7 protein-coding genes are annotated in these 13733 nt (G+C 47.3%); 1 reads left to right on the top strand and 6 read right to left on the bottom strand.

Translation table 11 applies throughout. From position 1 onward, the window contains the following. The 6 genes from HMPREF3190_RS07610 to glmS form a co-directional block, all read right to left on the bottom strand. Positions 1-449: hypothetical protein (locus HMPREF3190_RS07610; protein WP_449676170.1), on the bottom strand; the 449-nt coding region annotated here is incomplete at its 3' end. 94 nt (positions 450-543) lie between these two features. Next, positions 544-1422, bottom strand: coding sequence for a molybdate ABC transporter substrate-binding protein (gene modA / locus HMPREF3190_RS03995; protein ID WP_066780622.1), 879 nt, complete (start codon positions 1420-1422; stop codon positions 544-546). A 415-nt stretch (positions 1423-1837) separates the two neighbouring features. Further along, complete coding sequence (gene ligA, locus HMPREF3190_RS03990) at positions 1838-4108, bottom strand: NAD-dependent DNA ligase LigA (RefSeq protein WP_066780621.1); 2271 nt, start codon at positions 4106-4108, stop codon at positions 1838-1840. Continuing rightward, complete coding sequence (locus tag HMPREF3190_RS03985; RefSeq protein ID WP_082715152.1) at positions 4101-5075, bottom strand: ADP-dependent NAD(P)H-hydrate dehydratase; 975 nt, start codon at positions 5073-5075, stop codon at positions 4101-4103. Before HMPREF3190_RS03985 ends, ligA begins: the two co-directional genes overlap by 8 nt. Positions 5076-5451: 376 nt before the next feature. After that, complete coding sequence (gene acpS, locus HMPREF3190_RS07605; RefSeq protein ID WP_449676168.1) at positions 5452-6225, bottom strand: holo-ACP synthase; 774 nt, start codon at positions 6223-6225, stop codon at positions 5452-5454. A gap of 301 nt (positions 6226-6526) precedes the next feature. Continuing rightward, on the bottom strand, positions 6527-8578 hold the full coding sequence (gene glmS / locus HMPREF3190_RS03975) for a glutamine--fructose-6-phosphate transaminase (isomerizing) (protein ID WP_066780616.1): 2052 nt from the start codon (positions 8576-8578) through the stop codon (positions 6527-6529). Positions 8579-8977: 399 nt separating this feature from the next. Between glmS and HMPREF3190_RS03970 the strand changes: the two genes are divergently transcribed. Beyond that, entirely contained in the window at positions 8978-13513 is a 4536-nt protein-coding gene (locus HMPREF3190_RS03970; protein ID WP_156425710.1) for a serine-rich family protein, read from the top strand. Positions 13514-13733: the final 220 nt, after the last annotated feature.

Genomic DNA, 13733 nt, shown 5'->3' with positions numbered 1-13733 from the left:
GGTTGCGCGGGGGTTGCGGCTGCGAGAGTGGTTGCAGCTGGTTGAGCGGTTGTAGCTTGTGCGGAGGTCGTGGCATGCGCCTCAGTGCTCTGCGCGCCCCACGCGTTCTGTGCGGTACTTGTTTGCGCATAGCTGCAGATAAACGCTGCAAATAACAGTATTATGGCGCACAACGTCGCACGGCTGCGCGCTGTTTGAGAACGCAACAACAAAGCACTGCACTCGGTACCACACTCGGTACCGCGCTCGATACCGCGACCAGCACCGCACGCGCCGCAGCGCTTGATACCGCGCTCGGCACTGTGCGCCTCTTGCAAGCGGTGTGCCACGCCGCCACCTGCCCCCTGCGTACGCAGCCAATTTCGCACCTTTGACCTGCATATTCTATGCATCGATACCCACTTCACGTCGCTTCTTCTCATTTTACTTACCACAAGAAAAGGAGACACGCAAGCGCAGTGCCTCCCCGTTTTATTTCAGTTATAAAAGCACATCAAACGTACTGTATGTAGTGCTCTTTTGTTGCCACTTTTGTTTGCGCTGTTAAGCAACAATTTCAAAGCCGTATTTCGAGAACACTTTCTGCGCTTCTTTGTCTTCAAGACAGAACTTCAAGAATGCAGCAGCTTCTGCTTTATGCGCTGTTGAAGCACACACAGCACCAGGATAAACAATTGGCTTGTGCATATCTTTTGGAACGGTAAGCGCAACTTTGACACCCTTGTAACGATAAATATCCGAGCTATAGCAGAAACCGAATTGCGCCTGACCACTCGCTACATATTGAGCAACCGTACCCACTTTGTCAGCGCCAGCATTTACTTTCGATTTTACAGAATCTGCCCAGGTAACAGTAATAGTCTTTTTATCATCACTGGTTTTTGTGGTGCACAGCTTAGCATTTTCTAATGCTTGAACAGCATATTTGCCAGCAGGAACAGCGTTGGGTTCACCAAGAGCAAATGATTGTACGTCAGCTTTTCCTAAATCGGCAACAGACGCAAGCTTCAAACTACCTTTTTCAGATGTTGCAACTACAAGATCGTTTTTAAACATATCCTTTTTCGTGCTTGAATCAACTGATTGATTCTTTAAAGCTTTCTCCATTGTGCCTGTTGAAGCAGTAATTAACACATCAGCCGACTTTGAATTTGCTTTCAGCTGCTCTACCAGATCGCCCGATCCTTTAAACTGCGTATCCTTAAAGGTAACGCCAGTTTTTTTCGTATAGAGCGCTTGCACCTCGGGAAGAGCCTTTTCAAGCGAATTAGCAGCAAATACAGTAAGCTCCACTTTTGCTTTCGCTGGCTCTTGAGCTTTTTCAGGAGCAGCAGCTTGCTGCTTTGCGCATCCTACCAGCCCTAAGGTTCCAACCAAGGCAACTGCGGTAAGAGCGGCTAAAAATGAGCGACGTGTCTTCATAAACACATACCCCCTATTTTTAACGAACGGACATAACCTATGTCGTTATTATATCTTTTGAAAGGATATATATCCATAGAAAGAATAATTATTATGTGGAAATTTATACTGAAATACCTTTAATTAAGCAAGAAAATATACATGCAAAACAAAGCATCGACAGGTAGCAATGAAGTATAAACGGTGCTCTTTTACACGCGAGCGGCACGAACGGAAAGCACGGAGCGCATGCTGGAGACAAAACGAAACGCCACTGAGTGAATACGGCGATACACTCTTACGGCACTCACATACTGAATGAGCGACAGTATACTTGAATTGAATGGCGCCGCGACACTCTTAATGGATGGGTGTCGCAACACCCTTATTGAAACTGCTTATTGAATGGGCGCAGCGACACCCTTACGGCACCCACTTACTGAATGAGCGCCAGAAATTCCGCTTCGCCTATAACAGGAACTCCCAGTTCAAGAGCCTTTTGCAGCTTCGATCCCGCAGCATCACCTGCAAGCACATACGACGTTTTCGACGACACGCTCGACGACACTTTTGCGCCACGTTCTTTCAATTTAGCGGCAGCTTCATCGCGGCTCATATGCGATTGCGTCAGCGTGCCCGTGATCACAAAAGTCTGACCTGCCAGTTTCGTGCGTTCCTCTTCACTTAATGCATTGGCGCCTTCAAGCGCACCACCAAGCGATTCATTACCCATCGACACGCCATGAGCACGCAATCGTGCAATCACCTGCTGATTTTCAGGAGCACGCAAAAACACCAAAATGCTCTCCGCAATTTTTGAACCTACACCTTCAATGGCTTCCAAACCCTCCTGCGAAGCGCCTTCAAGCGCATCCATGGTAGGATACACACATACCAGCTGTTCAGCTACTGTTTTTCCAACGTGACGAATACCAAGCCCAAACAGCACGCGCGCAAACGGTCGATGCTTGCTTTCCTCAATATTTTGCGCAATTTTGCCAGCATTTTTTTCTCCAAGAACAATAGCGCGTCCGTCTTTATCGGTTCTTCCCATCGGCAATTTAGCCAGTTCATCAGTAGAAAGCGTGTAGTAATCGGACACATCTTTCAGGCGATGAATGTCCAAAAGCCGCTTGATAATTTCGCTTCCCATGCCATCGATGTCCATGGCCGCGCGGCTTACCCAATGCGTCAGGCGTTCCCGGGCCTGAGCTGGGCAATCAATAGCAATGCAGCGATACGCCACTTCGTCCTGTTCGCGAATGACCTCGTTTCCGCAGCTGGGACAAACTTTTGGCATCTTCCACACTGGCGCATCCGCACAGCGCAACTCGGTACGCGCACCCAGGATCTCGGGAATTACATCGCCTGCTTTCCGCACAATGACGGTATCGCCCACGCGCACATCTTTGCGATGCACTTCATCTTCATTATGAAGTGTTGCGCGTGAAACAACACTGCCTGCTACTTTCACTGGCTCAAGCTCGGCAACAGGAGTAAGAACGCCCGTGCGTCCTACTTGCACAGTAATTGCACGCAGAAGTGTTGCCTGCTCTTCAGGGGGGAATTTGAACGCAATTGCCCAACGTGGAGCACGAGCAGTAAAGCCCATAGCTTCCTGTTCAGCAAAGGAATCAACTTTTACAACCACGCCGTCGATCTCATAAGGAAGCGATCCGCGCATGTCAAGCGCACGTTTGCAGAAATCGGCAATTTCGCTGCGCTGTGTGCAATAACGCACATCCGGGTTTACGTGAAAGCCCGACGCTTTCAACCATTGCAGCATCGCGAACTGGCCTTTTGCGGAAATGGTGCCGGCGTTCGCAATCGCGTATATAAAGGTAGACAAATCGCGCTGCGCCGTGATACGCGCATCTTTTTGGCGCAAACTACCTGCTGCCGCGTTTCGTGGGTTGGCAAACGTAGCGTGACCGATTTCGTGTGCTGCAGCATTAAGCTGCTCAAACGATGTTTTCGGCATATACACTTCACCGCGCACTTCAATCGACGGTGCAAGAATACCCTGTTCACCGTTGTTGCTTATACGCAAAGGAACATCGCGCACACTGCGCACGTTAGCGGTGATGTTTTCACCTACACGTCCATCGCCACGCGTTGCCGCACGCTCCAACTGGCCTTTTGTGTACGTAAGCGCAATACCCGATCCGTCAATTTTAAGTTCGCAGGTCATGGGAACAAATTTCCCGAAAAACTCCTCTACGCGATCGATCCACGCGTCAAGCTCGTTTAAATCCATCGCATTATCAAGCGAATACATGCGTTCTGCGTGTTGAACAGGCATAAATTGCTCATCGACATAACCGCCTACTCGCATAGTAGGAGAATTCGGATCGTAGCATTCAGGGTGCTTATGCTCCAATTCACGAAGGCGGCGCATCAAAGAATCGAATGCCGCATCCGAAATTTCCGGCGCGTCTTGTGCATAATAGAGATACGAATGGTGCTCGATTTCTTTACGCAGTTTGATGATCTCTTCAACTTCTTGCTGAGGAGAAAGTAACTGGTCAGAGGGTTCGTTTTTCTCGGAAGCTGGTTCGTTTATCTGGAAAGATGGCGTGTTCGGCTCGTGAGGCTGAGCGCTCGGGTGGGCAGCTGGTTCATCTACAGGAACAGATGCTACCTTCTGAGCGTTGTGCGTTGCTGGTTTATTCTGATTATGTGCGTTAAACATCAAGTCGTCACTCATGAAAACTCCTTACATATGCGAAAACGCGCGGAAGTGCAGCAATTATATCTTCGGGAATCACACTTACCATATCTCCCTGTTCAGCAGCAAATTTTCCAGCAAGCGCATGCAGATACGCACCACTGAGTGCTGCATCAAAAGGTGCAAGCTGCTGTGAGCAAAGTGCCGTAATAATCCCCATAAGAACGTCTCCTGTGCCTGCTTTTGCCAGTTCAACACCGCCATTAGTAAGTGTTGCGATCGAATTTTGATACGCAATAACAGTGTTCGAGCTTTTTAAGCACACGCAACATGAAAAATACTGTGACAAACGGTAAGCGTCCTGCTCAAGAGTGCGCGCACAGGGGTTGTGAGATAGGTGTGATTGAGGGCATTGGGACGTATGAGCATTCAAAACGTGAAGCTTGTTTGCTTCGTTTGAGCGCATATCACCTGATACATCATCCGAAATTGACGCTAACAGGCGTGCAGCTTCTCCCACATGAGGCGTTATAATGGTTGGAAAGCCATTCCGTGCACGCACAGCTGCCCATTGTTTTCCCTGTTCTGTAGCTAAAAACGACAACGCGCCACCATCAACGACAACGCAGTGCGGATACCGTTGTGTGCGTTCAAAAAGCCTACGATATGTTGTATGAAAATCTCCAGGCAAAAACCCCGAACCAATGCCAAGCGCACAGGTGTTGTGATCAGGAATTTCCCAAGCGTCAAGGGAACGAACTACCAATGATGGAGCTGCAACTTGAAGCGGTTCGATCGGCGCATCGGTAAATAACTGCGTATAACCAGCTCCCGCGCGTTGTGCCGCACGCGCACACAACAACGCAGCGCCCGCATACTCAGGCGATCCAGCACACAATTGTGCTACACCACGCGAATATTTATGTACGTCAACAGGTGGATTAAGCACTCTGTTTAAACACGCGTGCACATAACAGGGAATGGAATTTGCATCTATCATATTCATGGCATCTATTATACGAGCAACGCACTCAAAGCATCGCTCCAGGATGCAAAAGCGTCATTTTTTAGCGAAAAGTCTACATTCGCGTTATGAAGCTGCAACGATGAATGTTAAACGGCATAGCTAGAAAACGATGGTACGTATACCACGTTCATACTCATCGCCACCTGGTGCAGTCTTTGGCGCACGCGGCAGCGCTATGTTCACGGAAAGCACCCTGTGTATTTTATTAGTTGAACTGGGAATATAAGGCAGCGCTACGTACACGGAGAGCACCCTCATCACCACCTGGTGCAGCTGTTAGCGCAAGCAGCAACGATGTGTATGCCAAATTCATGTATGTACACGAAGCTCATACTCATAAAACGAGCAACATACGTTACAGATCGTCAAGCATACGACGAGCATGTTTAAACTGCTCGTTTAATTGTTGACGTGACGTGAGGTGTACTTCTTTCTTTGCGCGTGCATCGCGCACGTCTTCTGTAATACATACGGCACACGCTACGGCATGAGAATGCGTAAAGGAAAGCGACACGGGGATTTCGCAAATATGGCGTTCATCTGCAATTTCTTTAGCACGACCATGCAGTACAACCACGGGGCGACCATGCGCAGTGTGCACAATTTCTACGTCACGCACCACAATTCCATCAGAAAATCCTGTTCCAAGCGCCTTTACCACGGCTTCTTTAGCTGCAAAGCGCGCAGCATAATGCGCACTCGCAAGAGCATTGTTGTTGCAATACGAACGTTCAGCTTCAGAAAATACGCGCGCTGCAAACGCTGGTGAACGCTTAATAATGCGCTCCATACGAGAAATGTCCACAACATCAACGCCAAGCCCGACCTGTGGCGTATCGCTTTTATCAGCCATACGCAGCGCTTCATGCGCAGTATACGAAAGTGCCTCATCGAGGGAAATGTCTGGTGCTGTTTCTTTCGTTGCTGGTGCTCGTGATGTTGCCGCTTGCGGTGCTGTTTCTGCCTGCGTTTCGGTTGACGCTTGCGGTGCTGATGCTGGCAGTATTTCGGTTGACGCTTGCGGCGCTGTTTCTGCCTGCGCTTGTGTTGTTGTTTCTTTCTGTGTTTCTGCTGTCGCTTGTGTTAGCGTGTTTGCTTGCGTTTTCGCTGTACCAGGCTGTATACCCATCTGCATTTCTGTCACCATTTCAATCTGTGTGCCAATCTTCGGCTCTATTGCTCATTCAATCCGTGACTCAACTGGCATTTCTGCTGCTATCTCCATTATGGATAGCAATTTGTATTTCTACCAGCGTTTCTGCGAATGTTCCCGTTTGCTCACCAGCCTGCATTTATGCAATTATCCCTGTATGTACGATTGTTCCTGCACACACTTGTCTGCACGGTTCTATACACACCATCAAGCTAAAATCCATACCTGCACATACACAACATATGCAACGCTCTATGTATGCCATCAAGCACGAAGGCTATTCGACCGTTACCGACTTCGCCAAATTGCGCGGCTGGTCAACATCGCAATGTTTCAAAAGCGCAATTTCACGCGCCAATAATTGTAACGGAACACTTGCTGTTATAGCAGAAAAACAATCTTGAACAGGTGGTATATAAATCACTTCATCGGCATATTTCTGAATTTCTTCATCACCTTGCTCGGCAAGCGCAATCACACACGCACCACGCGCTTTGCTTTCCTGAATATTGCTCATTACTTTATCGTAAATAGGACCATGTGTTGCCACAGCTATCACGGGAAAACCGTCCTCGATAAGCGCAATAGGCCCATGTTTCATTTCGCCCGCAGGATAGGCCTCGGCATGTAGATAACTTATTTCTTTCAGCTTCAACGCTCCTTCACGTGCGATTACGCACCCCATGCCACGCCCAATAAAAAGCGCGCTTGACGCCTGGTAGCACCTTTGTGCTGCCTGTTGAATGCGTGACGTGTCTTGTAAAATACACTCAACTTGTTCGGCGGTGCTGGCAAGCTGCTTGTATAATAAGTGTATCTGATTTTGACGTAAATTGCCTTTTACCTGCGCTAATAACAATGCTAACAACGTTAAACTTACAATTTGCCCCAAAAACGACTTCGTAGAAGCTACCGCGATTTCCTTATTTGCTTTTGTGTAAATAACACCATCGGCCTCCCGCGCAACTGGACTGCCCACCACATTCGTAATGCCGAACACCCGCGCGCCACGCACCCGAGCGTCGCGAATAGCAGCAAGCGTATCAGCTGTTTCTCCTGATTGCGACACCGCAACTACCAGCGTCGTAGGAGTTATCAACGCATTGCGATAACGAAATTCGCTTGCCGCTTCCACTTCACAAGGAATACGCGCCCAACCCTCTATCAGCTGCTTTGCCACCAGTCCTGCATGCAGCGACGTACCACACGCAATAACGTACACGCGATCGATAAGCGTCAGTTCTTCGGGGCTTAAATCGAGCTCGTCAATCACTAACCGGCCATCTACCAGGCGTCCTGCCAGCGTATCGCGAATAACGCGCGGCTGTTCGTGAATTTCTTTGAGCATGAAATCGGGATAGCCGCCTTTTTCAGCGCCAGCAATATCCCAGGTGATGTGCGTAATTTCAGGGGTAAATTCCTGAAGTTGTTGATGAATCGGATGTGACTGAGAATGCTCAGGTGACGTTTGTGTAAGCGAGTTTGACTGAGCAGGCGCGTGGGATGTTTGCGCAAGCTCCTGCATATGTTGATGTGGCGGTTGTTGAGGTGACGTTTGTGTAAGCGGATGCGTACGTTCCTTATAAAAATGTGACTGATGCTCTGTAAGACAAGCAATCGATTTATCAGGCAAAATAACACATTCACGCGTTTTATCAAGCAGCGCAATAGCATCAGATGCGGCATACATGCCGTCATCAGCAATACCCACAATCAGCGGAGAATCGTGACGCGTTACCACTATCGTACCAGGCTCATGCGTACACATAACAGCAAGCGCATACGATCCAATGAGTTTTTTACAAGCTTTATGAACGGCAGCTACAAGCTTACTAGGATTCATGGCGTTAACGGCGTCACCACTCGTTTCATCTGCAGGCGCACTGCAAGCGGTGGCATTCACCTCTTCACCTTGCACGTAACACAGCTCAATCAGGTGCGCAATAAGCTCAGAATCGGTTTGGCTAACAGGAGAAATGCCGTGTTGTGCCAATTCATCTTTAAGTTCGCCATAATTTTCAATAATCCCATTATGAACAAGAGCAATGCTGCCATGTGCTGATACGTGAGGATGCGCATTTTTCTCACTTGGCTTGCCGTGCGTTGCCCAGCGCGTGTGTCCAATTCCGCACGTACCATAAGGACAAAGCGCTGCACACGCTTCTTTAAGTTCACTTACTTTGCCACGACGCTTGATAACGTTAAAGCTATGATCATGCATAAGCGCTATACCTGCAGAATCGTACCCTCGATACTCAAGTCTTCCCAGTCCATTCAATAAATATGTGCTTGCTTCTTCATTTCCTGTATATGCAACAATGCCACACATAAGCATCCTTTCTTGGTTGTGTTCTTATTGTAAGGCACGCGCATTGTTGCAACGCCAGCATACAGCGCAATGCGCCAAATTACGAGCTCAGTGGCATGCTGTCTATGTATGCAGCATGTTTTTGCCACATTTTCACAATAGTTTTCCTGTATTACGTAGCGGCATTTCAGCGTGTTATTGGCGTATTAATGACGTATTTTTGCAATATTTTCCGCTCTAAACTGCACTCAATTCTTCAAAACATACGCCACGCAGAAAGGATCTACTATGCATTGTTACACGATAAGCTCTCCGCCACGCAACAACATATCGCATATATACTCCTACTACGCACGCAACAGACTCCTTCGGTTATTCTTTCTTGCTCTATTTTTCGCTTGTGTATATATGTTGCCTATCATGAGCCTCAATACAACATATGCTTATACGCTTGCACCAACACAAATTTATACCCTCGATGAAAACAACTTCCGACCTCAAAGTAAGTTCAACTTTGATGATGGAGGCTGGTCAAATGATGTATTGCCACAGGTCTATTTAGACAACAAAATATCTGATGCCTTTTCCGTTCAAACAGCTTTTGGCTTATCCGACTATCTTCCTAATATCAACATCAAAAATATGCACGAAACGCTTACAGAAGAAGACTTAAAAAACGGTATTGCTCCTACTATGCCTATTGATAAAGCAAATACAACGGTTTCAACGTATCAAATCAAACCTGAAGCGCCTAATACAACATGGACCGAAGGGGCAAAAGTTTCAGCGCTTGGCTACTTGGCTTATGTTGGCACATATGAAGGTGTACCTATACGCGCATCATTCCACATAAACGGTAAATATCATAAAGTGTGGAAAAACCTTGATGCGCCTTATATACAAGTAGCAAGCAACATTGTTGGTGGCGTTGCGCTGTTTAATATGAAAAATGTACGTATTACCTATTATATTACGCCTATCGTTGCTGATAATGAATGCTATTACCCTTTAACGTATTTTGGTAATAGTTTTCTAACCGTAAGCGCGCTTACCTATCGGTCACCGTATACTCCAGACAACACAAACCATGCCATGAACGTTGATTTCTCAACTACACCAAGTGATATTGCGGTAATACACCATTCTGTTCCCAAAGTAGAATGTGCGCACGATACAGCATTACGCAGCTTCGATGTCAAGCAAACAGAATGGGATGCTCCAACTCGTAATGACAACTATGATGCCATCTGTAAAGGTTTGTATCCTATTGCCAACAAAGGAAGCAATAATCCGCAATCACCAGATTTCACAAAACAATCCTTTACTATGTATCTTAAAACAACCTACCTGAGTGTATTTTTCCCCTATATTGAATGGATGAACATATCATCAAGCCATATCGCGCGCCAAGCAACCGATGCTCCTGTAATAAAAGCATCCAAATCGATGCAAATTCAAACCCTTGACGACATTGATTTCACCCTTGAACAAAAAGTTAAATCGTTAGGCTTTAGTACATTTCATCGATTTAACGAAATGCAACTGAAATTTGATATTCCACGTGAAGTGCAGTGTAAATCAATAGAAGTATTCCAAAAAGATCATGATGTGTCGTGCATACCACTCGATAAAAAAGCAGGTACCTTAGTTCACAATAAAGAGACAAACACAATTACATTTACCTTTAACAAAGATTGGCTTACAAAAAATATGCCGCTTCATGGCGAAAAATATATCATACATGTAAAAGGCCGTGTTATTAGCCCATCGAAAAAAACCCGAATGCGGACAGCTGATGAGGCTGGGAATCCCTATAAATTGATGGAGCTTAAAGCATCGTGTAAAACGTATGGCGACCCTGTAACCAGCACCAAAACTCTTACACGAGCACTGAACGACAAAAAATCCATCCCCATAGAAACGCTTGAACCAGCACAATATCATGAAGTGATTCCTACTGCCAAAGCTAACCATGGAGCGCTTGTTAGCGTATCGCTTTCAGCAAATCCGCAAGCAGGAAGCTATATTCAGCCAAAGGAGCGCGTCACGTACACGCTTGATGTAACGAACAATGCGTCCACCAGCCAAAATTGCGCTATTACACTGCCGCTTCCCAAACATATGCACTATATTGAAACGCTGCAGACGGGAAATCCGCAGGTAGAGCAAACACGAAAAGAGTCAACACTTGGTTGGAACCTTACAAACCTGAAACCAGGGTCACATACCAAATTGAATTTTGTAGCAGAATCTGATGCTGATTGCGCGGTGTATGGCAGCAAGTTATTTACGCAAGCCACTTATACGTTTGAGCCATCTATTGTTAAAAACGGTCTAACACCCAGAAACTTTGCGCAAGCGCGTTCCACGGCAACGGCACCAACACCTGCACAAGGTGCGGATAGCACATCGCATGTACGATGCACAGCCTGCATGGCAGCAACATCTGCACAAGGAATGAATAATCATGCATCGGCTGTGTATTACAGCAATCCGTTGATACACACAACTAAGCAAAACGACCAAGCTACCCCTTGCATCGATGTTACACTTACCAGCAATAAACAAGCAGGCGCTGCGCTTCGAGCGGACGAGGAGATAACGTATACCGTTCAAGTAAAAGACCTAATGAACGCAAACACACAAAAAGAAAAATCACACGTATATGTGGTAGTACCACTTGGAACACGCTTAGACAATACTGAAATTGTGACTTCTCAAAACAATGCCGCAGGCGCTCAGAAAGCGTTCTATGACGCAGTAAACCATTGCATTCAATGGGATATTTCAGCGCTTTCACCTGGACAAACATTGAGCTTGTCGTATAAAGCTCGTACCTTGCGCTACCCAACCAGCGCACCTATCAACCAGCAAGCTCTTTTTACCGTACACAATGCTTTGCATAACACAAACGAAATCCAGTACAGTAATGCGCTGCTTCATAACGCGTTGTCGGGCTCGTTTTTGCAAAACGGCATTTCATCTGGTACGCAGACGGATACACCGAAACCAGGTGTAGCAGCTGGTACGCAGACCGATACAACAATTACAGGAGACATGAAAGTGCCAGGTGTTGCAACGGGAACACAGACGGATACACCGACGCCAGGTGTAGCGGCTGGTACTCAAACCGATCAACCAACGCCAGGTGTTTCATCGGGAACACAAACTGATACTTCAACAGGAGTTTCTACCGAAACGCAAACTGATTCGTCATCAGGCACTACGAACACAAACGGCAGTGGCACCAACCCCCAAGCCGGCACACCAAGCGGCACGTCCACGCCAGGCAGCACGTCCACGCCCACAGGTACACACGATACTGGCAGCGGTGCAGGTGAAACAAGTGATAGCACGAATCCTCAAGAGTCGCAGCCACACGGCAAAAAACCACCACACCAACGCGAGCAAACGCCTTCAGAAACAACGCCCCATAAAAACAAGAATGGCAACAATACGGGCAACAGCAACGAATCAACCAGCGGAAACGGCACTGGACAGAGCACGGGCAACAGCAGCACAAACAACGCGGGCGGAAACAACACAAATTCCACCAGCACCGCCAACACCAGCGGTACGCAGGGCACCACCAGCGGCACAAACACAACACCAGGCGGATCACAAAATCAGGGAACGAGCAGTCAAAATGACACGGTTCATCCAAATACAACTACTCCTGAAACGCCAGACAAGATACCAAACGCATCGAAGCTTCTCTATCCGCTTGCACCCGAAAATCGCTGGTATGTCGACTTTAAGGCGGCAGCAAAATTGCTCTCGAACTACCTCGATTTGCGGCCTGAAACCTTAGCGCAGGTGTGGCATTCGATTCGTAACGGTAAAAGCGATCAATCGCAGCCTTATCTGCCAAATGGTACGCATGCACCCGACAAGCAAGGGGAGCAAAATACACTGTATCCTACTGTTGAACAGGTGCTTAAACATTTAACACAAGCAAGCGAAAAAGACATCTTTTCAAGGTTGTTCCCACAGCACAACGCGCAAACGCCATCAGACTCTGGACATCCATCAGGCAACGAAACAAGTACTGGTCAAAAATCTGATACCTCGAGTCCATCAGGAACGGGCATAACTTCGGGAACCAGTACAGGCACAGGTGCTGGAACAAGCACTGGAACAGGTACAACAGGCACAGGCACAAACTCGGGCGCTGGTGCTGGAACGGATGCAGGTGCTGAATCAAGCACTGGAACAGCAGCCGCAGAAGCAAACGGAGCAAGAACATCAGCGTCGCAATCGCAAAACAATACATCAATCAACACAAACGCTCAAAATGGAAACGCTAACGGTTCTGCTACCAGTGGAAACGCAAACAATCCTTCGCTTTCGCACGCCAATATAAGCAACAACGCCGCGAGTGCGAACCAATCGCACAACGCAGGAAATGCCGCCAACGCAGCTAACGGCGTCAACGGAAGCACCAGTAACGTTAACGGAAGCGTCAACAACGTCAAGGGAAACAGCAAAGGTATAAACAGCACCAATGGAATAACCAACGGCGCTGCAAGCAATACAGAACACGCTAGCAACAAAGGAGTCAACGGCGCTGCAGGCAATGCCAGCAACACAAATGCTTTGCCGACGTTCGCCCTATCCTCAGGTAATTCTCTTGTTGAAGAGAGCGCCACGCAAGAAGAACAACGTGGCGGCGGCGAAAAGCATCGCTCGCAACGCCTTAGCAAGGTGCATAACGAAAAAAGTAAAAAGTTCAAGGGATTTAATCACGACAATGGCACAAAGCTTGCGAAAAACCTACTGAAGCACAAATTATTCCCGCAAACAGGATCGAGCGTGATGCCTTTTGTACTCTTAAGCTTAACGCTGCTGTTATCTGGTGCATTTTGTTTCATCTACGCTGCACGTAATACCCTACAAGAAAGGTATGGATATGGGTATTCGCAGCAAGAAAAAGAAATAACTATTCCGCGAGCTTAATAAGCAAAAGAGGAGTACATCTCATCATAATATACGAAACGAGGATGCTAAGCGAGCACACGAGCACGCACGTTAATGAGCGCAACACGCAACAACCGCCACCAGGTATAACGTGTGTAGCGCATATACGAAGTAGCACGCGTTTTAATAAACAAAAAATGAAACGGGGGACACAGACAAAAAAGCATCATTACCAGGTATAACGAGCGTAGTAACCATA

The sequence above is a fragment of the Umbribacter vaginalis genome (assembly GCA_001552935.1).
Taxonomy (GTDB): Bacteria; Actinomycetota; Coriobacteriia; order Coriobacteriales; family Eggerthellaceae; genus Berryella; species Berryella vaginalis.
The sequence above is the reverse complement of the archived record's forward strand: the minus strand, read 5'-3'. Positions and strand labels throughout refer to the sequence as shown.

Excerpts from the sequence above, each read along its gene's own strand:
- acpS (WP_449676168.1), bottom strand. The coding sequence starts at position 6,225 with ATGGGTATACAGCCTGGTACAGCGAAAACGCAAGCAAACACGCTAACA.
- ligA (WP_066780621.1), bottom strand. The coding sequence starts at position 4,108 with ATGAGTGACGACTTGATGTTTAACGCACATAATCAGAATAAACCAGCA.
- HMPREF3190_RS03970 (WP_156425710.1), top strand. The coding sequence starts at position 8,978 with ATGAGCCTCAATACAACATATGCTTATACGCTTGCACCAACACAAATT.
- HMPREF3190_RS03985 (WP_082715152.1), bottom strand. The coding sequence starts at position 5,075 with ATGAATATGATAGATGCAAATTCCATTCCCTGTTATGTGCACGCGTGT.
- glmS (WP_066780616.1), bottom strand. The coding sequence starts at position 8,578 with ATGTGTGGCATTGTTGCATATACAGGAAATGAAGAAGCAAGCACATAT.
- modA (WP_066780622.1), bottom strand. The coding sequence starts at position 1,422 with ATGAAGACACGTCGCTCATTTTTAGCCGCTCTTACCGCAGTTGCCTTG.